18 protein-coding genes and 1 CRISPR repeat array (1 of these 19 only partly in view) are annotated in these 24,392 nt (G+C 54.5%); of the genes, 11 read left to right on the plus strand and 7 right to left on the minus strand.

Features of this window, described 5'->3' with window-relative positions:
* Positions 1-543: direct repeats of the CRISPR family, unit length 28 nt; unit sequence GCTCACTGCCGTACAGGCAGCTTAGAAA; it begins 88 nt to the left of the window's first position.
* Positions 544-874: 331 nt separating this feature from the next.
* From cas1f to cas6f, 6 genes are read left to right on the plus strand one after another with little or no spacing between them, the layout of a single operon-like run.
* The gene (cas1f, locus tag M8370_RS03320) at positions 875-1,858 is read left to right on the plus strand and encodes a type I-F CRISPR-associated endonuclease Cas1f (RefSeq protein WP_250020479.1); all 984 of its coding nucleotides are present in this window, start codon (positions 875-877) and stop codon (positions 1,856-1,858) included.
* Positions 1,855-5,082 (plus strand): type I-F CRISPR-associated helicase Cas3f, encoded by a 3,228-nt coding sequence (cas3f, locus tag M8370_RS03325; protein ID WP_250020480.1) that lies wholly within the window; start codon positions 1,855-1,857, stop codon positions 5,080-5,082. The genes cas1f and cas3f overlap by 4 nt, the downstream gene beginning before the upstream one ends.
* Before the next feature lie 16 nt (positions 5,083-5,098).
* The gene (csy1, locus tag M8370_RS03330) at positions 5,099-6,409 is read left to right on the plus strand and encodes a type I-F CRISPR-associated protein Csy1 (RefSeq protein ID WP_250020481.1); all 1,311 of its coding nucleotides are present in this window, start codon (positions 5,099-5,101) and stop codon (positions 6,407-6,409) included.
* The gene (gene csy2, locus M8370_RS03335) at positions 6,406-7,341 is read left to right on the plus strand and encodes a type I-F CRISPR-associated protein Csy2 (RefSeq protein ID WP_250020482.1); all 936 of its coding nucleotides are present in this window, start codon (positions 6,406-6,408) and stop codon (positions 7,339-7,341) included. The genes csy1 and csy2 overlap by 4 nt, the downstream gene beginning before the upstream one ends.
* A 13-nt stretch (positions 7,342-7,354) precedes the next feature.
* Positions 7,355-8,353 (plus strand): type I-F CRISPR-associated protein Csy3, encoded by a 999-nt coding sequence (gene csy3, locus M8370_RS03340; RefSeq protein ID WP_058679278.1) that lies wholly within the window; start codon positions 7,355-7,357, stop codon positions 8,351-8,353.
* A 10-nt stretch (positions 8,354-8,363) separates the two neighbouring features.
* Positions 8,364-8,918 (plus strand): type I-F CRISPR-associated endoribonuclease Cas6/Csy4, encoded by a 555-nt coding sequence (gene cas6f / locus M8370_RS03345; RefSeq protein ID WP_038981404.1) that lies wholly within the window; start codon positions 8,364-8,366, stop codon positions 8,916-8,918.
* Between the two features lie 22 nt (positions 8,919-8,940).
* On the opposite strand, the gene M8370_RS03350 is transcribed toward cas6f, so the two are convergent.
* The 7 genes from M8370_RS03350 to trxB all read right to left on the minus strand — a co-directional run bounded on the left by M8370_RS03350 (position 8,941) and on the right by trxB (position 15,982).
* Positions 8,941-9,414, minus strand: a complete 474-nt coding sequence (locus M8370_RS03350) for an RES family NAD+ phosphorylase (RefSeq protein ID WP_040022898.1) — start codon at positions 9,412-9,414, stop codon at positions 8,941-8,943.
* On the minus strand, positions 9,411-9,854 hold the full coding sequence (locus M8370_RS03355; protein ID WP_100168428.1) for an Xre family toxin-antitoxin system antitoxin: 444 nt from the start codon (positions 9,852-9,854) through the stop codon (positions 9,411-9,413). Before M8370_RS03355 ends, M8370_RS03350 begins: the two co-directional genes overlap by 4 nt.
* Before the next feature lie 304 nt (positions 9,855-10,158).
* Positions 10,159-10,377 carry a translation initiation factor IF-1 gene (gene infA, locus M8370_RS03360; protein ID WP_002211347.1) on the minus strand — a complete coding sequence of 73 codons (219 nt, stop codon included), beginning with the start codon at positions 10,375-10,377 and terminating at the stop codon, positions 10,159-10,161.
* Between the two features lie 284 nt (positions 10,378-10,661).
* Positions 10,662-11,366, minus strand: coding sequence for a leucyl/phenylalanyl-tRNA--protein transferase (gene aat / locus M8370_RS03365; RefSeq protein ID WP_013097324.1), 705 nt, complete (start codon positions 11,364-11,366; stop codon positions 10,662-10,664).
* 45 nt (positions 11,367-11,411) lie between these two features.
* A complete protein-coding gene (gene cydC / locus M8370_RS03370) occupies positions 11,412-13,133 on the minus strand; it encodes a heme ABC transporter ATP-binding protein/permease CydC (RefSeq protein ID WP_250020483.1) in 1,722 nt (573 codons plus the stop codon).
* Entirely contained in the window at positions 13,133-14,899 is a 1,767-nt protein-coding gene (cydD, locus tag M8370_RS03375) for a heme ABC transporter permease/ATP-binding protein CydD (protein WP_029882997.1), read from the minus strand. The genes cydC and cydD overlap by 1 nt, the downstream gene beginning before the upstream one ends.
* A gap of 114 nt (positions 14,900-15,013) precedes the next feature.
* Positions 15,014-15,982, minus strand: a complete 969-nt coding sequence (gene trxB / locus M8370_RS03380) for a thioredoxin-disulfide reductase (protein ID WP_013097321.1) — start codon at positions 15,980-15,982, stop codon at positions 15,014-15,016.
* A gap of 544 nt (positions 15,983-16,526) precedes the next feature.
* Here trxB and lrp point away from each other — a divergent pair.
* The 5 genes from lrp (at position 16,527) to serS (ending at position 24,348) form a co-directional block, all read left to right on the plus strand.
* The gene (gene lrp / locus M8370_RS03385) at positions 16,527-17,021 is read left to right on the plus strand and encodes a leucine-responsive transcriptional regulator Lrp (RefSeq protein WP_000228469.1); all 495 of its coding nucleotides are present in this window, start codon (positions 16,527-16,529) and stop codon (positions 17,019-17,021) included.
* 135 nt (positions 17,022-17,156) lie between these two features.
* A complete protein-coding gene (locus M8370_RS03390; RefSeq protein WP_250020484.1) occupies positions 17,157-20,870 on the plus strand; it encodes a DNA translocase FtsK in 3,714 nt (1,237 codons plus the stop codon).
* 128 nt (positions 20,871-20,998) lie between these two features.
* On the plus strand, positions 20,999-21,610 hold the full coding sequence (lolA, locus tag M8370_RS03395) for an outer membrane lipoprotein periplasmic chaperone LolA (protein ID WP_013097319.1): 612 nt from the start codon (positions 20,999-21,001) through the stop codon (positions 21,608-21,610).
* Positions 21,611-21,619: 9 nt separating this feature from the next.
* Complete coding sequence (rarA, locus tag M8370_RS03400; RefSeq protein ID WP_191979557.1) at positions 21,620-22,963, plus strand: replication-associated recombination protein RarA; 1,344 nt, start codon at positions 21,620-21,622, stop codon at positions 22,961-22,963.
* Between the two features lie 92 nt (positions 22,964-23,055).
* Positions 23,056-24,348: a serine--tRNA ligase gene (gene serS / locus M8370_RS03405; RefSeq protein ID WP_008499983.1), complete on the plus strand. Its 1,293-nt coding sequence runs from the start codon at positions 23,056-23,058 to the stop codon at positions 24,346-24,348.
* Positions 24,349-24,392: the final 44 nt, after the last annotated feature.

Raw genomic sequence — 24,392 nt, forward strand, 5'->3', positions numbered from 1 at the left:
GCTGCCGCCTTCGGTATTGGTGATGCGTTTATGTTCACTGCCGTACAGGCAGCTTAGAAAGGTGGCGGGAGCAAACTCATATCGATTGTCTTGTTCACTGCCGTACAGGCAGCTTAGAAAAGATTCGGCCAGCAGGTCGGCTTAATCGCATAGTTCACTGCCGTACAGGCAGCTTAGAAACATAGCGCATGGGCGCGATATACATTTGCATCGTTCACTGCCGTACAGGCAGCTTAGAAATGGCCGTCAAGCGTCTTCGGAAAGAACTGCTTGCTCACTGCCGTACAGGCAGCTTAGAAAAGGTAATGCTGTCGTCGCCATATTCAAACGAGCGCTCACTGCCGTACAGGCAGCTTAGAAATTAAGTTCGTTTTCAAGTAAAATGTCGCTGATTGCTCACTGCCGTACAGGCAGCTTAGAAAAATGAGTGCTCCGATAATTGGTATGGCGCAAATGCTCACTGCCGTACAGGCAGCTTAGAAAATCAGGCAAGTAGATAACATATTGAGTATTAAGCTCACTGCCGTACAGGCAGCTTAGAAAGAGAAAACATAATCAAAGGTGCAATACTGGATGTTCACTGCCGCACAGACAGCACAAACATGTCCCCATCACCAATATTCACCCTATCTATTTAAACATTAAATAGCATCACACGTGTACCCTCTATTTCAGATTAAATAAAAAATATATTCACGCACAAATTATATTTCTGCTCATATATTATTCGTAAAAATGATATTTCAAATTGAAAAATGATTTTTCGCTTAATTATCACTGCAATTACTATTCGTTTGATATCCATCACATTTGCTTGTGGCTTATTTTCGATAACATACCGCACATTCAACACATTGAAATTAAAGCCCTCGCCATGCCCGTCAACAGCATCACTCCAACAGACTTAAAAACTATTCTTCATTCTAAGCGCGCCAATATTTATTACCAGGAAAAATGTCGTATTCAGGTGAATGGTGGGCGCGTTGAATATGTCACTCAGGAAGGCAAAGAATCGTTTTACTGGAATATTCCCATCGCCAATACCACGGCAGTGATGCTGGGTATGGGAACATCCGTTACGCAAATGGCAATGCGGGAGTTCGCACGAGCAGGCGTGATGGTTGGTTTTTGTGGAACGGACGGCACGCCGCTTTATTCCGCGAACGAGGTGGATATTGACGTCTCATGGCTCAGCCCGCAAAGCGAATATCGTCCCACGGCATATTTACAAAACTGGGTCTCATTCTGGTTTGATGAAGAGAAACGTCTGCTGGCGGCAAAGCAGTTTCAGTTTATTCGTTTACAGCAAATCGAAAAACAGTGGGCAGGGCTGCGGATGCAGCGAGAAACGTTTTTTCAGCCAGGTCGGGACGCGCTGGAAACTATTCTGGAGCGTGCAAGGCGGGGTATGGAAAACGCGCAGGATCATACGTCGCTGATGCTCCAGGAAGCTCAGCTCACAAAATCGCTCTACAAATTGGTAAGCCAGACGGTGGGCTATGGCTGTTTTACCCGAGCCAAACGGGGCGGTGGTGCAGATATGGCGAACCGTTTTCTCGATCAGGGCAATTATCTGGCATACGGACTGGCTGCGGTTGCGGCATGGGTGACGGGGATCCCTCATGGTCTGGCGGTTATGCACGGTAAAACCCGTCGCGGTGGGCTGGTTTTTGATATTGCCGATTTAATAAAAGATGCCCTCGTTATGCCGCAAGCATTTATTACGGCTATGGAAGGTGAGGATAATCAACAGTTTCGTCAGCGCTGCATTAACGCGTTTCAGCAGTCCGATGCGCTGGATGTGATGATTGCCACCTTGCAGGAAACCTCGCACTCGCTGGGGGGCGTCGCAAAATGAATGTGCTGATTATCTCTCGGTGTACCAAACGTGCGCGCGAGCAAAGCTGCCAGATTATCGATCAGTTTGCTGAGCGTATGGGTGATGCGGCGTGGCAGACGACGATTACGATGGAAGGCGCCATTACGCTGCGCAAGCTGCTGCGTAAAACGGCACGTCGTAACACCGCCGTGGCCTGCCACTGGCTGAAAAAAAACGGTCAAAGTGAACTGTTGTGGATTGTCGGGAATTTGCGTCGCTTTAACGCGCAAGGGCGCGTGCCAACAAACCGCACAACCCTGCAAATTATCCGGAACGACAGTGAACACCGCTGGCACAGCGCGGAAAGCATCGCCTTGCTGGCAGCGATTGCCGGGCTGTTTCATGATTTTGGTAAAGCGGGGATGTGCTTCCAGCAGACGCTTAAGGGGGAAAGTAAGCACATTTGCCAGCCGTATCGTCATGAGTGGATCTCGGTTCGTCTGTTCGAGACGTTTGTAGGAAAACAAACCGATGAACAGTGGCTGGCATCCCTCACTCAGCTAAAAGCCGCTGACGAAAAGGCCATGTTGAAAGCGTTGAAGATGGACACAGACAAGAACTGCAGCCTTTTGGGGGAGCTCCCGCCTCTGGCTAAAGTGGTGGTATGGCTGATTTTGTCGCATCACCGTTTGCCGCAGTCATATTCGACACGTCCTCAGATGATCTACTGCGAAGGCTGGTTTGAGAAACAGCTGAACGCAGACTGGAACTCGCTTAATCATAAATCTACCGAAAAACATCAGTGGAAAGAGCGTGATTTTAAAAATGTCTGGAAATTCCCCTACGGTACGCCGCTAAGAAGTAAAACCTGGCGCGAGAAGGCCCGACAGATTGGTAAACGTATCCGGAATCTGCCTGCGCTGCTTCACGCGGGAACGATGGATAATATCTTCACCCTCCATCTCGCCCGCCTGTCGCTAATGCTGGCCGATCACGTTTACTCCTCTCAACCAGCTTATTCCGGATGGCAGGATGATGCCATACAGGCGTGGGCTAACACTCACCACGGAACCGAACTTAACCAAAAACTTGATGAGCACAATGTTGGTGTCGCCCATCATGCGCTGTTGATGGGACGCTCTCTTCCGGCGTTGCGACGTTCATTACCCGCCATCGCCCGGCATAAAACGTTTCGGGAAAGGGCGAAAGAAGAGCGTTTTCACTGGCAAAACAAGGCGTGGGACGTCGCGTCTTCTCTGCGCGAGAAGAGTGCTGAGCAGGGCTTTTTCGGCATCAATATGGCCTCGACCGGATGCGGTAAAACCTTTGCCAATGCCCGGATTATGTACGCTCTGGCAGATGAGCAGGCAGGGTGTCGTTTTAGCGTGGCGCTGGGGTTACGCACGCTGACGCTGCAGACGGGTCAGGCTTTGCAGTCGCGCCTGAGGCTGGATGACGACACGCTGGCCGTGGTGACCGGTGCCGCAGCAGTGAAGGAACTCTATCAGGGGAATGACGCCGAAGATCCCCGCAGTGCCAGCGACGAAACGTTCTTCTCCAGCCATCACTACGTGCATTACGAAGGGACAACCAGTAGCGGGATCGCTCAGCAGTGGCTGGCGAAAGAACCGGCGCTCAATCGCCTGGTCAGTGCTCCGGTGCTGGTGACAACCCTCGATCACCTGATGCCTGCAACGGAAGGGGTGCGCGGTGGCAAGCAGATCCCCGCTATGCTGCGCCTGCTGACCAGCGATCTGGTGCTTGATGAGCCTGATGATTTTGACGTTGATGATTTACATGCCCTTTGTCGGCTGGTGAACTGGGCGGGAATGCTCGGCTCCCGCGTACTGCTTTCCTCTGCAACGCTGCCCCCTGCATTAACGGAAGCGCTGTTTGAAGCCTATCGGGAAGGGCGGAGAGTCTGGCAGGCCGCGTGCGGTCAGTCGGACAGACCGATGAGTATCTGCTGCGCCTGGTTTGATGAGTATGGCGCGCAGCCGCAGGATGTGGCCGACGATGCTCAATTCCGTCAGGCACATGGCGAATTTGTCAGGCAGCGGATTAAACGTCTGCCAAAGCAGCCCAGGCTTCGCCTGGGGAAACTGGCCGTCGTGAAGCCTCACTCGTCCTGTACTGCCGACGTTGTCTCTGCGCTGGCGCAGACGTTGCACCAGCAAACAATCGCGCTGCACGGTCATCATCACAGCACACATAAAGGCGGCAAAACCGTGTCATTTGGTCTGGTGAGGATGGCGAACATCAACCCGCTGGTTGCCGTCGCGCAGGCGCTGATGGCATTACCTTCTCCGGACAATTACCGCATTCAGTATTGCGTGTACCACAGCCAGCACCCGCTGGCGGTGCGTGCGGCGATTGAAAAACGCCTTGATGCCGCGTTCACACGGCACAAATCGGCGCTGGTTTGGCAGTTGCCTGAAGTTAAGCAGGCGCTGACGTCACCGGAACAGCACCATCTTTTTGTCGTGCTCGGCACATCCGTTCTGGAGGTTGGGCGCGATTTTGATGCCGACTGGGGAATTATCGAGCCGAGTTCGATGCGTTCTCTTATACAGTTTGCGGGGCGTATTCAGCGCCATCGCCAGATCGTTCCGGATACTGAAAACCTGGTGATTCTGGAACGCAATGTACGCGCGCTCCGTGGAGAAAAGGTGGCTTATTGTAAGCCAGGATTTGAAACCGAACACCATCTTCTGCCTCATCACGATCTCCATGAGCTGCTCAGTGAAGAGGGCTATCGCACACTAAATGCAATACCGCGCATCGTTGAAAATCTGCCCGGCAATGCGCTGGCGACGCTGGAGCATGCCCGGTTGCGCGCCGCGCTGCTGGACGGCGGCGATAAATCAAATGTGGTGGCCGCGTCGTGGTGGCGGCTGCCGCTGACGTGGAACGGTGAATTGCAGCGGCGAACGCCGTTTCGTCGTGCTTCACCGCAGGAGACTTTCTTTTTGAGTATGGAAGAGGAAGGCGATGAATCAGAGTTTTACCTGATGCAGGAAAACGGGGTGTTAAAACCTGCGGGAGGATTTTGCGAACAGGCGTTATCCATGGCAGACGGCGTAGAGCCGTGGATAGCAATTGATTATGCCGAGGTATTACAGGCGCTGGCCGAGACCAAGCAAATGGAGTTGGCCGCGGTGTCGCGACGGTATGGCGAAATCACATTGAGAGTAAGTCGGGAGGAGGAAACAGAGCAGTGGTTGTATCACCCTTTGTTGGGTGTGTTCAGGGAATACCGATAATTGATCAGGAGCGATTATGTCAGTTGAAGCACTAAGCGCTTTCATCGCTAAGTACATTGCCGAACGACGGCAAACAAAGCTGGAAGCATTTGATAAAGAGGCCGCAAAACGCAGCGATATTGATAGCGCAACGCTTGCGGCAGAACGCCGGGAACTGGAGCTTCGTTACGAGCCGAAAGCATGGCTGACGGATGCCGCGAAGCGAGCCGGACAAATTAACCTCGTGACCCATGCGGCGAAGTTTACCCACGGGGATTCAAAAAGTAGCAGTATCTACAGCGAGGCAGTGGCTAAGGAAGGGTATCTCAGCACAGCGACGCTGTCAGGTCTGGAACCGGATGCGGTGGGTAACGCCGCTGCACTGGATGTCGCGAAACTGCTGCAAACACGGGTTGAAGGCGGCGACTCGCTTCTGGCAAGCCTGAAACGTGGCGACCACGCAGCGTTGGCTACTTTTACCGATGACGCCAGTCAACTGAGCGAATGGATTGCCGGATTTTGCCGTGCGTTGACGCCCGGTGAACCCGCTTCGCACAAGCTGGCGAAACAGAATTATTTTCCGGTTGATGATGATTATCATCTGTTAAGCCCGCTGTTTGCCACCTCACTTGTTCACGCCCTGCATCAGAAAATGATTGCCTTCCGTTTTGGAGACGATGTTAAAGCCATCTGGAAAGCCAGGCGCGAGAAAACCTGGCATCCCACTCCGCTGACGTTATTCCCGGATTCAGCGGAAATACACTTCGGAGGCACTAAACCACAAAACATTTCCTATCTCAACAGCGTGCGTGGCGGACGTAGCTGGCTACTTTCCTGCCAGCCGCCGCAGTGGAAAAGGGCAGAAAAGCCGCCAACGAGTTTACGTTCTGTTTTCGCCTGGGGTGGGCAATTTGACCGCCGAGCGAAGAGCCACATTCAGCTGCTTGTTTCCCTACTGACGAAAGCGGGTGATTACACCAATTTTCGTATTCGCGAAGCCCGCGATGGCTACATCAATATGATTATCGATCTCTTGTTCGAGATCGCATCTGATTTTCAACGTGAAACCGCGCAGAACTGGACGCGCAACTGTCCCGATCTGAAACCCCATCAACAGCTCTGGCTCGATCCCTGGCGTACAAAAACAGATGAAGCCTTTCGTCTTGAGCGAGAAAAAGACGACTGGCAGGACGCTGTGGCAGAAGATTTTTCCCTTTGGCTGAACGCACGTCTGCGCAAGTCGATGCCGGATTTAGGCGCTGTGGAAAAACGTGAATGGGAAACCCGCGAGCACTTACGGGCCAACCTCCGTGAGATGGGAAAAATTATCCAGGAGGCGCTGAAATGAGTTCATTGATTTTGCTTCGCCGTGTGAGAGTTGAAAACGCCAACGCGGTTGCTGGCCTGACCTGGGGGTTTCCAGCGATCACCCATTTCATGGGATTTTCTCATGCTTTATCGCGCAGGTTGACAGAAAAGCATGGGCTGCACATTGATGGCTGTGCTGTCGTGAGCCACGAACACCAGATCCACGCGCATACGTCTGGCCGCGATTATCAGTTCGCCCTGACCCGCAATCCTCTTACCCGTGAAGCGAAAACCGCCTCCTTTAATGAAGAGGGGCGTATGCATTTGACGGTTTCATTGCTGCTGGAGTGTCATGGGGAAATCCCAAACGGTGAATACGGGCAGCGCGACCTCGCCGAGTTTTTGTCTCAGATATGCCCGACGCTTCGACTGGCGGGGGGAATCATCGTCGATATCCGGAATATTTCGGTTATGGCGATGCCTGCCAGCGTTCGGGAAATGGGCCGATTACAGTGGCAATTGATGCCGGGCTTTGCCCTGCGCGACCGCAGCAGCTGGCTGGGCGAACATCATCAAACACTTCTTGAAAACAATCCTGATGCCACGCTACTTGATGCCTGGCTCGATTTTGCTTCGCTGAAAATGCAGGCCGAAATGCCGGACGAGGGCGATATCCAGGAAGGCGATCCGGCCAGGTGGCACTACGTTCCCAAACCTAAACCCGGGTATCTGGTGCCATTAATGACAGGATACCAGCGCATCTCTGAACTCTACGCACCCGGCGTCGTGGCAAATGCGCGTGATGTAGAAACACCGTTTGCGTTTACCGAAGCCGTATATGGCGTGGGCGAGTGGTGCGGTCTGCACCGGATTCGGTCATTAGAAGACATCTTCTGGCGCTATCGCACGACGGAAACAGGCTACTACTGTCAGGGTGCGAGCGCGCCGGTGACATCTGAACCTCTAAATTAAAAAGGACTTATTTATGGCAAAGGCTCCAACTGCCGTTAAAACGGCATCTGTACTGGCATTTGAACGTAAACTGGCGACCTCGGATGCGGTGATGTATTCAGGATGCTGGGAAGGAGAAACCTGGCAACCGATTCGGATTCAGGAAAAAGCAGTACGCGGCACTATCTCTAACCGTCTAAAAAACGCGCTCACCAACGATCCGGCAAAACTGGATGCTGAGATCCAGAAAGCCAATCTCCAGCGGGTAGATGTGGCGGCACTGCCTGCGGACGCGGATACCTTACAGGTTAAATTTACCCTGCGCGTGTTGGGAAACTTATCGACTCCTTCTGTATGTAATGACCGCGCTTATCAGGAAGAACTCCAGCAGGCTATCGACGGCTACATACATGAACATGGTTTTGCCGAACTGGCGCGTCGTTACGCCAATAACCTGGCGAATGGTCGTTTTTTATGGCGTAACCGCGTTGGTGCAGAAAAAATCGTTGTGAAAGTGACAGGTAGCCAGTCGTGGACGTTTGATGCGTACAGTTATGCGCTGCGTGATTTTACCGCCCGTGACAAGAGCCTCACAGAACTCGCTCAGGAAATAGAAAAGGGGCTCAGTGGAAAAGGATTTGTTCTGCTCAACGTAGAGGCGCAGGTTTTGCTTGGCGCAGGGCAGGAGATCTTCCCGTCGCAGGAGTTAGTACTGGACAGCAACAACAGCAAGAGCCGTCTGCTTTATCAGGTGGATGAAGTCGCTGGCATCCACTCGCAGAAAATCGGTAATGCGATTCGAACTATCGATACCTGGCATCCTAAAGTGGACGAACTTGGTGCGATAGCCGTTGAACCCTATGGATCTGTCACCAGCCGTGGAGTGGCGTGTCGTCAGCCGAAAGAGAAAATGGATTTCTACACGCTTCTCGATAATTGGGTCACCAAAGGCCAGAAGCCGGATGTGGATCAGCAACATTACGTGATGGCCGTATTGATCCGTGGTGGTGTCTTCGGCGAGAAGAGCGAGTAAGGAGCTGTTTATGGATCACTATCTTGAGATCCGTGTGTTGCCAGATCCCGAATTCAGTGAAGAGATGCTAATGGCCGCGCTGGTGGCAAAACTGCATCGCGCATTGGGTCAGAGAGGGCAGGGCGATATTGGTATTAGTTTCCCTGCGTATGCAGTAAAACCTGGCGCTATTCTGCGTTTGCATGGCCACCGGCAGGCACTCAATGAGCTTGAGCAACTGGCCTGGAGAAAAGGGCTGAGTGATTACTGCGACTGTACGGAGATTAAGAATGTGCCAGAGGTAAATCACTGGCGTTGTGTCAGCCGGGTACAGGTCAAAAGTAGTGCGCAGCGGCTCATGCGACGTTCGGTGAAGAAGGGATGGTTAACTGAAGAGGAAGCGCAGCAGCGTATGTTGACGATGGCAGAGGCAAGGACTGATTTGCCGTGGCTAAATTTGCGTAGTCTCTCTACGGGTCAATCGTTCAGGCTGTTTATCCGTCATGGTGATTTGCTCTCCGCACCCGTTACGGGAGTATTTTCCACCTACGGGCTAAGCGCTACAGCCACGATCCCCTGGTTTTGAAACGTGACAACCGCATTCGTTCTCAGGATGCGGTTTTTTCTGCTAGCCGGTTATCAAAGCTAAAAGGGAGTTGCTGGACGGTTTCCAGTCTCTGATGAAAATCGGGATGCAGCGGATTCAGTATGGCGTTATTTTCATAAGGAATGATGCAGGACGGTAGAATAAGCGCCAGCGCGCTGCTGGACTGGAGCCAACCGGTTCCCAGATCCATTGTCGACATCGGTGCAGGATCCTCCTGCCAGTCTTTGGGTAGCCATGCTTTATCCAGATACTCAATTTGCTCTTCTGGGATATCAATGCTGAAAAGCTGGTACTGGTTTAACACGGTATCTTTTTTAACGTGAACCAGAATTTCAAGTGATGCCAGCGAGATGGATGTAGAGACGTATACCGCCGGGTGTCCTTTGTGATTCCAGCGGCCGCCATACTGGTTTGCGCCGCTTCCACTCCACGCTTCGCTGGCATATCGTCCTGTCACCAGACGATAAAAAATCATGCGAATACTCCATGTTCCAGGCGACCAATCAAATCGGTCACTTCCAGTGCACCGGTTTCTGTTGCAATCAAATCGACAGGCGCAACATTTCCGAGTCCACGGACCGGTGATTGCAGCCAGTTCCATGCATCATCTTTACTGCCAAAATAATCAACGGCAGCATCCAAAACGCGTACGAAGCGCGCCACGCGCTCACTTTCATCGGGGGTCAACGTACGACCCGCACTTTTACGACGCGCGACATTGCGTTCGTTTATACCGGTGACGCGCAAAATGTCTGCTTTTGACATCGCCGTCCATTCATGAATGTTGTCGAGCACGCTAACGGGTAGACCTTGGTTGAGTAACTCGATCAGTTGCATACCTCGATTTGCAGGTAAACCTGCATAGCGCCAAAGCGCGTTATCAGCAGGCTTCTGCGCAGGAACCCATGTTCTCATTTTGACCTCCTGATATGTCATTTGTCATGATCTAGTATAGTCATTTGTCTGGTAATGCGAAATGAATATGTTCTGCACAAAGAAAGATAGGGTCAGCCAGATTCTGACCTTAACTGGCGGCGCTACGCTTGCACAGGCCTACAATGAGTTAGGTAATTTATTGACATCGACGTAGGCTGGGTAAGCGCAGCGCCACCCGGCAAGAAAGGCGGTTGTATAACAGAGGGTAGGGTTTTTCATAAATTTAAGGCCGGGAATTTCCCGGCCTTATTAAATATTCATCTGCCATTACAGGCGAAAACAATTAGCGACTACGGAAGACAATGCGGCCTTTGCTCAGGTCGTACGGGGTCAGTTCAACAGTCACTTTGTCGCCCGTCAAAATGCGGATATAGTTTTTGCGCATTTTACCGGAGATGTGCGCAGTTACCACGTGACCGTTTTCCAGCTCTACGCGAAACATGGTGTTAGGCAACGTATCAAGTACGGTACCCTGCATTTCAATATTGTCTTCTTTGGCCATCTAATCCTCTGGGGTATCACTACCAAGTTTTGAACCGGCAAGATAATGCCGAAATTCATCAATTAAGTAAAGAATTGCGCGTTTAAAACGCAGCAAAACAGTTTCGGCGCATTGCCCAAGCGTCACGGTACAACCGAACGGAAAGCGCATTCGTAAAGGGGATACAACAGGATAAACGTCAGGACGTTATCTGAAGCGAAGGTCCCAAACGGCGGCGGGGCAACAGGCAGAAGCTACTCTGCGGCATAATTATAACACCCTCATAAAAAATATGCGGAAAACATTTAGACATTGGGCATAAAGAGTGTCCGCGGTACCCAAAAATCGCGCGGCAGCTTCTCCTGACGGCAGTTATCCAGGTGCTCAATGTAGTGGCGGCGGGAGATTTCAACAGCACCGAGAGAGGCGGTATGCTCGTTCAGAACCTGACAATCCAGCAGCTGCCCGCCGCGCTGAGCAAACTCCTGGCAGAAAACCAGCAGGGCCGTTTTCGAGGCGTTTACCGCCCGGGAGAACATCGACTCACCGCAGAACAACGTCCCCTGCGCGACGCCGTACATACCGCCAACAAGTTCGCCACCTTCCCACACCTCAATGGAGTGGGCGTAGCCAAGCTCGTGAAGTTGATGATAGGCAGTGATGATATCGCGGGTGATCCATGTCCCTTCATGACGGTCTTCCGCACACCCTTCTATCACCTGACCGAAGGCGTGATTCAATGTGACCCGATACGGTGACTTTGCGTGGAAACGCTTCATGCTGCGGCTCAGGTGAAACTGCGTGGGCCAGAGCACGGCGCGCGGATCGGGAGACCACCATAAAATAGGGTCGCCAGGTGAAAACCACGGGAATATGCCGCGCTGGTAGGCCATCAGGAGCCGGGCAGGGCTGAGATCGCCGCCAAGTGCCAGCAGCCCATTGGGTTCACGCAGCGCTCCCTCTGGCGACGGGAACGCAATGTTATGACGAGAAAGCTGGACCAGGCGCATGACAGCAAAACTCCAGTACGCGAGTGAGGACGCTACAAATATAGTCTACAGACGCTGTTTAAACTGGTAGTAGCGACCCTGTTTCGTCAACAGCTCTGCGTGACTACCTTGCTCAATAATGTGTCCGTTGTCCATCACAATTATCCGATCAAAACTTGCCAGTCCACGCAGGCGGTGTGTCACCATCAGGACGGTTTTACCGGCCATAACATTCGCAAGTAAATCAAGGATCTGGCTTTCAGTTGTCGCATCAAGCCCTTCTGTGGGCTCGTCGAGCAACATTAGCGGCGCATCATGCAGCAGCGCGCGCGCAATCGCCAGACGACGCAGCTCACCGCCAGAGAGTTGACGACCGCCTTCACCCAGCCAGCTGTTCAGGCCATCGTCTTCAAGCAGCTTATGCAGCCCGACCTGCTCCAGCATGGCGCGGAGTACGTCATCAGTGGCCTCCGATGCAGCCAGCAGCAGGTTATCGCGCAGCGTGGCGCTGAAGAGATGAACGCGCTGCGGAACCACGCTGACGGTTTTGCGCAGCGCCTGTTCGCTGAAGTCTGCCAGCGGAGTTCCGTTAAACTGAATCTGACCTTGCTGTGGATCCCAGGCTCGCGTTAACAGTTGCAAAAGCGTGGATTTGCCGCAGCCGGTACGGCCGAGGATCGCAATCCGCTGACCCGCATCCACAGCGAGGCTGATGCCTTCCAGCGCATTCTGTGCCTGCTTGTCATAGGCGAAGGTGACGTTATTGAGCGTCAGGGCAACCTGCTCAGGCGTGGCCGTTTGCTCTGCGGTGAACTTCACCTCCGGATCCTGCTCCGCAATCTCCGTGATGCGCAGGGCGGAGGCGATGACCTGGCCGAGATGCTGGAAGGCACCCGTCACCGGCGCCAGCGCTTCAAAGGCCGCCAGAGCACAGAATACGAACAAGGCAATCAGAGGGCCCGGCTGTGCGTTATTGCCAACGCCACCGGACGCCATCCAGAGCATGGCGATGACTGCGACACCCCCGATTAACATCATAAGCGCCTGAGAGAACGCGGTAAGCTCAGACTGACGGCGCTGGGCTTCATGCCAGTTCAGTTCTGTATTCTCCATTCGCGCACGGTAGCGCTCGCTGGCGCCAAATATCGTCAGTTCGGCCTGCCCCTGTAACCAGGAGGTGAGCTGCTGGCGGTACTCCCCGCGCAGACGCGTCAGGTTCTCTCCAGTGGATTTACCCGCGCGGTAAAATAGCGGCGGCAGGATAATGAGCGTCAAAAGCATGATCCCGCCCAGCGTCAGCGCAACAGCGACATCCAGCACCGACAGACCCAGCGTGACCACCACAATCACCACAAACGCGCCGACTATCGGGGAAATCACGCGCAGGTAGAGGTGATCCAGGGTGTCGACATCCGCAACCACACGGTTGAGCAATTCCCCCTGACGAAAACGCGCCAGTCCGGCAGGGGAGAGGGGCAGCAGTTTACTGAAGGTGTAAATGCGCAGATGTTGCAGCACGCGGAATGTCGCGTCATGGCTGACCAGTCGCTCGAAGTACCGTCCAGCCGTACGGGTAATGGCGGTGCCGCGGACGCCCGCCGCCGGAAGCATGTAGTTGAAGCTGTAGAGCCCGGCAACCCCCGCCACGGCAGAGGCAGACAAGAACCAGCCGGAAAGCGTGAGCAGGCCGATGCTGGCAAGCAGGGTCACAATGGCCAACACGATGCCCAGCGTCAGCATCCATTTGTGGCGTTTATAGAGCGCGAGATAGGGAAGCAGGGCACGCATCAGATGTCCTCCTGACGATTCGCCAGCAGGGCAGCGAAGGGGCCCTGCGCGGTAACGAGAGAGGCGTAATCGCCTTGCTCAACAATACGACCGTTTTCCATGACCCAGATCTGGTCCCAGTCGGCAATGCCTTCCAGCTGATGAGTGACCATCAGGGTGGTTTGCTGCCGCGAGGCGGCGTTCAGGGCCGCCATCACGCGCTGTTCACTGTGCGCATCCAGGCTGGCCGCTGGCTCGTCCAGCAGCATTAACTGGCATGGATTAAGCAACGCGCGGGCGACCGCCACGCGCTGCGCCTGGCCCACGGATAATCCGGCAGACTGATCGCCGACAACGGTATCGACGCCATGCGGAAGCAGCGGCAGAAACTCGCTGACCCAGGCGCGGTCGAGAACAGATTGCAACTCGTCTTCACGTGCATCCGGGCGAGCCAGCAGGACGTTTTCCCGTAGCGTCGGGGCTGGCAGCTGCGGGTTTTGCCCCACCCAACTGAGCTGTTTACGCCAGGCGTCCGGATCGAGATCGCGCAGTTCGGTTTTGTTGATGCGCAGTGAGCCGGTATAAGCCATAAAACCGGATAATGCATTGATCAGCGAGCTTTTTCCTGAACCACTGGTCCCTACCAGCACCACCCGTTGCCCGGCGGGTAAGGTAAAGTTCAGTGGGCCAGCCAGCACTTTCCCTTCCGGTGACAGGATAGAGAAATCACGTGCTTCAATGGTCACGGGTTCATTGGCGTTCAGCGTTACCTCTCCCCGCTCCGGATGCGCCAACGGCGTCTCCAGGAACGTTTTCAGGCTGTCAGCCGCGCCAACGGCCTGCGCTTTGGCATGGTAGAAGGTGCCAAGATCGCGAAGCGGCTGGAAAAATTCCGGAGCCAGAATAAGCGCCAGGAAACCGGCCGACAGCGTTACCGCCGTGCCGTAATGACCAAAATCCAGCGCGCCGAGATACGAGAAACCAAAATAGACCGCCACGAGGGCGATAGAGAGCGAGGTAAAGAATTCCAGTACGCCAGACGACAGAAATGCCAGACGTAACACTTCCATCGTGCGCTGACGGAAATCCTGCGACGCCAGGCGAATGTTTTCCGTTTCGGCTTCACCCCGGCCAAAAATGCGTAACGTCTCCATCCCGCGCAGACGGTCAAGGAAATGGCCGCTCAGGCGACCCAACGCAAGGAAGTTACGGCGGTTCGCATCGGCCGCTCCCATCCCCACCATCGCCATAAACAGGGGGATCAGCGGGGCGGTACCCAGCAGGATCAGCGCAGCTACCCAGTTGACAGGGAAAATGGTTATCACAATCAGCAGCGGGACGCAGACGGCCAGCGCCATCTGCGGAAGGTAGCGGGCGTAGTAGTCGTGCATATCGTCAATTTGTTCAAGGATTAACGTTGCCCAGCTTCCGGCTGGTTTTCCCTGGATCCATGCGGGCCCGGCTTCCTGAAGACGATCAAGCACCTGTCGGCGAATTTCGTAGCGAATATGCTGCCCTGCGTGAAAACCAACGCGTTCGCGCAGCCAGACGACCCAGGCGCGCAGAATGAAAACCAGGATCAGGACGATGAAGGGCAGCAGAAGCGCTTCACGCGGAATGTTCTCCATGATCATATGATTGAGAATGCGGGCCAGCAGCCATGCCTGGGCAACAATCAACAGACCACTGATCAGTCCCAGAAGACGGGAAATCATGAGCCAGCGGCGGGAAAGAACGCTCTGCTGTTTTAGCCAGCGTGTTAACTCTTGTTGACGGGTTTTTTCCATTGCGTGCTTTGCAGGTGATGTTATTAGAAAGTGGGCAGCGCAATGTTACAACGAGGAGACAATAAAGGCGACTTATCGCCGCCTTTATTTACGTTTGTTACTGACTTGTAAAGATTATTTACCTTGTTCAGCCAGCCCATCAAGGTAGCGTTCAGCGTCCAGCGCGGCCATGCAACCGGTGCCTGCGGAGGTGATCGCCTGACGGTAAATGTGGTCCATGACGTCACCAGCAGCGAACACACCCGGGATACTAGTCTGGGTCGCGTTGCCGTGAATACCGGACTGCACTTTGATGTAGCCGTTTTCCAGCTCAAGTTGCCCCTCGAAGATCGCCGTGTTCGGGCTGTGACCGATAGCCACAAACAGGCCCGCCACTTCCAGCGTTTCGACGTTGTCGGTGTTCTGGGTATCACGAATACGCAGACCGGCAACGCCCATCTGATCGCCCGTCACTTCTTCCAGCGTACGGTTGGTGTGCAGCACAATGTTGCCGCTCGCCACTTTATCCATCAGACGTTTGATCAGGATCTTCTCGGCGCGGAAGGTGTCGCGACGGTGGATCAGGTGCACTTCAGAAGCGATGTTCGCCAGATAGAGCGCCTCTTCTACGGCAGTGTTACCGCCGCCGATGACCGCGACTTTCTGGTTGCGATAGAAGAAACCGTCGCAGGTTGCGCAGGCAGAAACGCCGCGACCTTTGAACGCCTCTTCTGACGGCAGGCCGAGGTAGCGGGCAGAAGCTCCCGTTGCGATGATCAGCGCATCGCAGGTGTACTCGCCGCTGTCGCCCGTCAGGCGGAACGGACGGTTCTGCAAATCGACCTTGTTAATATGATCGAACAGAATTTCGGTTTCGAATTTAGCCGCATGCTCGTGCATACGCTCCATCAGCAGCGGCCCGGTCAGGTCGTTAGGGTCGCCTGGCCAGTTTTCCACTTCAGTGGTGGTGGTCAGCTGACCGCCTTTTTCCATACCGGTAATCAAAACCGGTTGCAGGTTAGCGCGTGCAGCATAGACCGCCGCGGTATATCCCGCAGGTCCAGAACCAAGAATTAGCAGCTTACTGTGTTTGGCCGTGCCCATGAGATCCCCATTGTTGTTGGCAGACAGTTGGCTGGATTGTAGGGAATTTGTTGCCGTAAAAAAAGAGCACAGCAATGTTGATCTCAATCTGTACGATAGGCAATGACGATAAAATGAGCGCTATAACATCAGGCTTACTTCTTAAATTCGCTTGTTTATAAGGCAATAAAATGAGGATTAATACCCCACCGAAATGAATATCCGGCATGTTGTACTAAAAATCGATGTTTTGCTTTGACAATCCCCTGCGCTTTTGCGAAAACATTCAAGGAAGAAAAAAAACCGCGTTAACCGTGTGCCGCATAGGCATGCACGTAAATGCCATTTTTACCGGGTCAGTGAAATCTACGCATGGCGTGGACAGACGCCATACGTGATGTCGGTGACTGCCTTCGGGCAACGGTCTTCTTACCAACAGAACCCGAATCCGCATCGCGTCTAATAGATAACCAGGCGATGTGATGACTAACGGGTACAGGCTCTGAACAGTGATGTGCACAGGGTCCAGGCAGGAGTAGGGAAGGAATACAGAGAGACAATAATAATGGTAGATAGCAAGAAGCGCCCTGGCAAAGATCTCGACCGTATCGATCGTAACATTCTTAATGAATTGCAAAAGGATGGGCGTATTTCCAACGTCGAGCTTTCAAAACGTGTGGGACTTTCCCCGACGCCGTGCCTTGAGCGTGTGCGCCGACTGGAAAGACAGGGTTTTATTCAGGGCTATACGGCTCTGCTGAACCCGCATTATCTGGATGCCTCACTTCTGGTATTTGTTGAGATTACTCTGAATCGTGGTGCACCGGATGTGTTTGAGCAATTTAACGCCGCTGTACAAAAACTTGAAGAAATTCAAGAGTGTCATCTGGTTTCTGGCGATTTCGACTACCTGTTGAAAACCCGCGTACCAGATATGTCCGCCTACCGTAAGCTGCTGGGTGAAACCCTGCTGCGTCTGCCAGGCGTGAACGACACCCGTACCTATGTGGTGATGGAAGAGGTCAAACAGAGCAATCGTCTGGTTATTAAGACGCGCTAACACGGAACAGGTGCAAAATCAGTGTAGTTTGATTACACTCCTGTTAATCCATACAGCAACAGTGCCGGGGTGTCCCGGCGCTGTTGTCCGTTTTAGCAAACAGGCAGGATATGCCTGATACCTGGAGAGCCTTTCTTGAGCCAGGAATACACTGAAGACAAAGAAGTCACATTATCGAAGCTAAGCAGCGGACGTCGGCTCCTTGAGGCGTTGCTGATTGTTATTGCCCTTTTTGCCGTCTGGCTGATGGCAGCCTTACTCAGTTTCAACCCCTCAGATCCCAGCTGGTCACAAACTGCATGGCATGAGCCTATCCATAATTTAGGCGGCGTTCCCGGTGCCTGGCTTGCGGACACCCTGTTTTTCATTTTCGGTGTGATGGCCTATACCATTCCCGTCATTATTATTGGCGGATGCTGGTTTGCCTGGCGCCATCGTCAGAACGACGACTACATCGATTATTTCGCGGTTTCGCTGCGCCTGATAGGCGCGCTGGCGTTGATCCTCACCTCCTGCGGGCTGGCAGCCATCAACGCCGATGACATCTGGTATTTCGCCTCTGGCGGGGTCATCGGTAGCCTGCTGAGCTCTGCGTTACAGCCTATGCTTCACAGCAGCGGCGGTACCCTGGCCTTGCTGTGTATCTGGGCGGCAGGATTAACGCTGTTCACCGGCTGGTCGTGGGTGAGCATTGCCGAGAAGATCGGCAGTTTTGTCCTCACTATTCTGACCTTTGCCAGCAACCGTACCCGTCGTGACGACACATGGGTTGATGAAGACGAATATGAAGATGAGTACGAAGAGGAAGACGATGCGCCCGTACAGCGTCGTGAATCTCGTCGTGCACGTATTTTACGTGGAGCACTGGCACGCCGTCAGCGCGTCGCCGAGAAATTTGCCAACCCGCTGGGCCGTAAAACCGATGCGGCGCTCTTCTCCGGTAAACGCATGGACGAAGACGATCATGTTGAGTACCGTTCAGCCGGTGCCGCCGTCGATCCTGATGATGTGCTTTTCTCTGGCAGTCGCGCCACGCTGGGCGATTTTGATGAATACGATCCACTGCTAAACGGTCATTCTGTTACCGCACCGGTTGCCGCCGCGGCAGCCGCGACCACGGCGGCGCAGGCTTATGCAGCACCAGCGGAAGCCGTTATGCCGTCTGCGTCGGTTCCCGCTCCCGAGTCCGCTATTCAACAGCCTCAGGTAGAGTGGCAAACGGCGCCTGGCGTGCATACGCCAGAGCCGGTTATCGCACCAGAGCCAGAAAGCTATGCGCCGGTCCAGCAGGAACCGTGGCAGCAACCTTATCAGCCTGAGCCCGTTCATGAGCCGCAGGGGTACCCGTACGACGAGCAGCCCGTCGCGCAACCGTATCAGGAGTATGTCCCTGAGCCTGTTCCGCCTGCTGAGCCTTACGTCGCGCCTCAACCAGAACCTGAGGTGGTGGAAGAGGTCAAACCGTCTCGTCCGCCAATGTACTATTTCGAAGAGGTTGAAGAGCGCCGTGCCCGTGAGCGCGAGCAATTGGCAGCATGGTATCAGCCTGTTCCTGAGCCGGTGCAGGAGCCTGTTGTGAATACACCTTCTGTCTCCCCACCGCCGGTTACTCCAACGCCTGCGGTTGCACCAGTGGCAGAGAGCGTGAAACAGGCTACAGCAGCCGCTTCGGCTGCGGCGCCGGTCTTTAGCCTGGCGACAGGTGGAACACCACGTCCTCAGGTAAAAGAGGGGATTGGCCCGCAGTTGCCGCGTCCTAACCGTGTGCGTGTGCCAACCCGCCGCGAGCTGGCATCCTATGGCATTAAACTGCCTTCTCAGCGTATGGCTGAGGAGAAAGCCCGTGAATCTGATTACGACGATGATGCAGATGAAATGCAGCAGGATGAACTGGCGCGTCAGTTCGCCGCACAGCAGCATCAGCGCTATGGCGAGGAGTATCAGCACGATCATCCTGCTCAGGCGGACGATGATGATGCAGCAGAGGCAGAATTAGCACGCCAGTTTGCGGCCACCCAGCAGCAACGCTATTCAGGTGAGCAACCTGCTGGTGCGAACCCGTTCTCGCTGTCGGATTTCGAATTCTCACCGATGAAAGATCTGGTGGATGATGGTCCGAGCGAACCGCTGTTCACACCGAGCGTCATGCCGGAAGCCGAGCCGGTGCGTCAGCAGCCGGCCCCAGCGCCACAGGCTTACGCCCAGCCGCAGCAGCCTGCGCCACAATCTTATGCGCAGCCACAGCAGCCACAGCAGCCACAGCAGCCACAGCAGCCGCAATTCCAGCAGCCTCAGGCACAGCCGCAGGAAAGTCTCATTCATCCGCTGCTGATGCGTAACGGTGATAGTCGTCCGTTGCAACGTCCGAGCACGCCTCTGCCGTCGCTGGATCTGTTAACGCCGCCGCCAGCAGAAGTTGAGCCGGTCGACACCTTCGCGCTGGAGCAAATGGCCCGTCTGGTAGAAGCGCGTCTGGCTGACTTCCGCATTAAAGCGGACGTGGTCAACTACTCTCCAGGCCCTGTCATTACCCGTTTCGAACTCAACCTGGCGCCTGGCGTTAAAGCCGCGCGTATTTCAAACCTGTCCCGCGACCTGGCGCGTTCTCTGTCGACCGTTGCGGTTCGTGTGGTTGAAGTCATTCCTGGTAAACCTTATGTCGGTCTTGAGCTGCCGAACAAAAAACGTCAGACCGTTTACCTGCGTGAAGTGCTGGATAACACCAAATTCCGCGACAACCCTTCACCACTGACCGTGGTGCTGGGTAAAGATATCGCGGGTGAGCCGGTGGTAGCCGATCTGGCGAAAATGCCTCACCTGCTGGTCGCGGGTACAACCGGTTCCGGTAAGTCGGTGGGTGTGAACGCCATGATCCTCAGCATGCTCTACAAAGCGCAGCCGGAAGATGTCCGTTTCATCATGATCGATCCGAAAATGCTGGAACTGTCGGTCTATGAGGGGATCCCGCATCTGCTGACGGAAGTTGTGACCGACATGAAAGACGCGGCCAACGCTCTGCGCTGGAGCGTCAACGAGATGGAGCGCCGTTATAAGCTGATGTCGGCTCTGGGCGTGCGTAACCTTGCCGGTTATAACGAGAAAATCGCCGAGGCGGCGCGGATGGGTCGTCCAATTCCCGATCCATACTGGAAACCGGGCGATAGCATGGATGCCCAACATCCGGTGCTGGAAAAACTGCCTTACATCGTCGTGCTGGTGGATGAGTTCGCCGACCTGATGATGACCGTCGGTAAGAAAGTGGAAGAGTTGATTGCCCGTCTGGCACAGAAAGCGCGTGCGGCCGGTATTCACCTCGTCCTGGCGACGCAGCGTCCTTCTGTGGACGTCATTACGGGTCTGATTAAAGCCAACATTCCGACCCGTATCGCCTTTACCGTATCAAGCAAAATTGACTCGCGTACCATCCTTGATCAGGGCGGTGCTGAATCGCTGCTGGGGATGGGGGATATGCTCTACTCCGGCCCGAACTCCACCTCTCCGGTGCGCGTTCACGGCGCATTCGTTCGCGACCAGGAAGTGCATGCCGTGGTGCAGGACTGGAAAGCGCGCGGTCGTCCACAATACGTTGACGGCATTACCTCCGACAGCGAAAGCGAAGGCGGCGGCGGTGGCTTTGACGGCGGCGAAGAGCTGGATCCGTTATTCGACCAGGCGGTTAATTTTGTTACCGAAAAACGCAAAGCGTCGATCTCCGGCGTTCAGCGTCAGTTCCGTATTGGCTACAACCGCGCGGCGCGCATCATTGAGCAGATGGAAGCTCAGGGCATTGTCAGTGAGCAGGGGCATAACGGTAACCGTGAGGTGCTGGCTCCGCCGCCGTTTGATTGATCTTCAGCGTGTGCAAAGAAGGGTAAATCAGCCAAATTTAAGCATTTTCTTCTGTCACCTGCCTGCGGGCAGGTCCAGAATAGAAAACGGAAACCCCATTTCGGGATGACGTATTTTAAGGAACAACAATGAAAAAAATCGCAATCGCCTGTGCATTACTCACCAGTTTTGTCGCCAGCAGCGTCTGGGCTGATGCGGCCAGCGACCTTAAAAGCCGCCTGGATAAAGTGAGCAGCTTCCACGCCAGCTTTACGCAAAAAGTGACTGACGGCAGCGGTAATGCGGTGCAGGAAGGCCAAGGCGATCTGTGGGTAAAACGCCCAAATCTTTTCAACTGGCACATGACTCAGCCGGATGAGAGCATCCTGGTCTCTGACGGCAAAACCCTGTGGTTCTTCAACCCGTTTGTTGAGCAGGCAACCGCCACCTGGCTGAAAGATGCGACCAGCAACACGCCCTTTATGCTGATTGCCCGTAACCAGGCCAGCGACTGGCAGCAGTATAATATTAAGCAGAACGGTGATGAGTTTGTCCTGACGCCAAAAGGCAGCAACGGCAACCTGAAGCAGTTCACCATCAATGTAAGCACCAACGGTACCATCAATCAGTTCGGCGCCGTTGAGCAGGACGATCAGCGCAGCAGCTATCAGCTCAAATCTCAGCAAAATGGCGCTGTCGATGCATCTAAATTTACCTTTACCCCGCCGCAGGGCGTAACGGTGGACGACCAACGTAAGTAAGAGGCATGAGTGGGCAACCTGTCGCTCGATTTTTCAGATAATGCGTTTCAACCTCTGGCCGCGCGTATGCGGCCAGAAAATTTAGCTCAGTATATTGGCCAGCAGCACCTGCTGGCTGCGGGTAAGCCGTTGCCGCGGGCCATTGAGGCCGGGCATCTGCACTCGATGATCCTCTGGGGACCACCCGGTACCGGTAAAACCACGCTTGCTGAAGTGATCGCCCGCTACGCTAACGCGGACGTCGAGCGCATCTCGGCCGTCACATCCGGTGTGAAGGAGATCCGCGAGGCAATCGAGCGCGCGCGCCAGAACCGTAACGCCGGGCGACGAACCATCCTCTTTGTGGACGAAGTCCATCGCTTCAATAAAAGTCAGCAGGATGCATTCCTGCCGCACATCGAAGATGGCACCATCTTCTTCATAGGTGCCACCACCGAAAACCCGTCATTTGAACTCAACTCGGCACTGCTTTCCCGGGCGCGCGTCTACCTGCTTAAATCGCTCACCATCGAGGATATTGAAAAAGTTCTCACCCAGGCGATGGACGACAAAGCCCGCGGCTATGGCGGACAGGACATTGTCCTGCCTGACGACACGCGTCGGGCAATTGCGGAACTGGTTAACGGCGATGCGCGGCGGGCGCTGAATACCCTGGAAATGATGGCCGATATGGCCGAAGTCGACGACGCCGGCAAACGGGTATTAAAACCGGAACTTTTGACCGAAATTGCCGGTGAGCGTAGCGCCCGTTTTGATAACAAAGGCGATCGCTTTTACGATCTGATCTCGGCGCTGCATAAGTCGGTACGCGGCAGCGCGCCGGATGCCGCGCTTTACTGGTACGCTCGCATTATCACTGCCGGTGGCGATCCGCTGTACGTCGCGCGTCGCTGTCTGGCGATTGCCTCAGAAGATGTTGGCAATGCCGATCCGCGCGCCATGCAGGTGGCGCTTTCGGCCTGGGATTGTTTTACTCGCGTCGGGCCGGCAGAAGGTGAGCGTGCTATTGCTCAGGCGATTGTCTATCTGGCCTGCGCGCCGAAAAGTAATGCCATCTATACCGCATTCAAAGCGGCCATGTCGGATGCGCGTGAGCGCCCGGACTACGATGTGCCGGTGCATCTGCGTAATGCGCCAACGAAGCTGATGAAAGAGATGGGTTACGGGCAGGAGTATCGTTACGCTCACGATGAACCCAACGCTTACGCGGCCGGGGAGGAGTATTTCCCGCAGGAAATGGCACAAACCCGCTATTATCACCCCACAAACAGAGGTCTTGAAGGCAAGATTGGCGAAAAGCTCGCCTGGCTCGCCGGACAGGATCAAAATAGCCCTATAAAACGCTACCGTTAGTTCAGTCGTTGCGGTAATGTTGGCATTGTATCCCTGTGGCCGCAGGCTGTGGCCACATTTTCCTATTTTAATTCGATAAGCACAGGATAAGCATGCTCGATCCCAATCTGCTGCGTAATGAGCCAGACGCAGTCGCTGAAAAACTGGCACGCCGGGGCTTTAAGCTGGATGTAGATAAGCTGCGCGCTCTTGAAGAGCGTCGTAAAGTTCTGCAGGTACAAACTGAAAATCTGCAGGCAGAGCGTAACTCTCGATCGAAGTCCATCGGCCAGGCGAAAGCGCGCGGGGAAGACATTGAGCCATTACGCCTGGAAGTGAACAAACTGGGTGAAGAGCTGGACCAGGCGAAAGCTGAGCTGGACGTTCTTCAGGCCGAAATCCGTGATATCGCCCTGGCTATCCCGAACATTCCTGACGACAGCGTTCCTGTCGGTAAAGACGAAAACGACAACGTTGAAGTGAAACGCTGGGGTACGCCTCGTGAGTTCGACTTCGAGGTTCGCGATCACGTTACTCTGGGCGAAATGCACGCGGGCCTGGACTTTGCGGCAGCCGTGAAGCTGACCGGTTCTCGCTTCGTGGTGATGAAAGGTCAGATTGCTCATCTGCACCGTGCGCTGGCACAGTTCATGCTGGATCTGCACACTGAGCAGCACGGTTACAGCGAAACCTACGTTCCGTATCTGGTTAACCACGATACTCTGTACGGTACCGGACAACTGCCGAAATTTGCCGGCGATCTGTTCCATACCCGTCCGCTGGACGAGGAAGCCGACAGCAGCAACTACGCGCTGATCCCAACCGCGGAAGTGCCGCTGACCAACCTCGTGCGTGATGAGATCATCGACGAAGACGACCTGCCAATCAAACTGACGGCGCACTCTCCGTGCTTCCGCTCTGAAGCGGGTTCTTACGGCCGTGACACGCGTGGTCTGATCCGTATGCACCAGTTCGATAAAGTTGAGATGGTACAGATCGTTCGTCCGGAAGAGTCCATGGACGCGCTGGAAGAGATGACCGGCCACGCGGAGAAAGTGCTGGAGCTGCTCGGTCTGCCGTACCGTCGTATGGCGCTGTGCACCGGTGATATGGGCTTTGGCGCCTGCAAAACCTTCGATCTGGAAGTGTGGGTACCCGCGCAGAACACCTACCGTGAAATCTCCTCCTGCTCTAACGTCTGGGATTTCCAGGCGCGTCGTATGCAGGCACGCTGCCGCAGCAAGTCCGACAAGAAAACCCGTCTGGTGCATACCCTGAACGGCTCTGGTCTGGCTGTTGGCCGTACGCTGGTTGCCGTGCTGGAAAACTATCAGCAGGCAGACGGACGTATTGAGATCCCTGAAGTACTGCGCCCATACATGAAAGGCCAGCAGTACATCGGCTAATTCTTTGCCTTACAACAAAAAAGCGCCTTTTGGCGCTTTTTTTA

It is taken from the genome of Enterobacter cloacae complex sp. OE43NF, assembly GCF_023544405.1.
GTDB classification, from domain to species: Bacteria; Pseudomonadota; Gammaproteobacteria; order Enterobacterales; family Enterobacteriaceae; genus Enterobacter; species Enterobacter cloacae.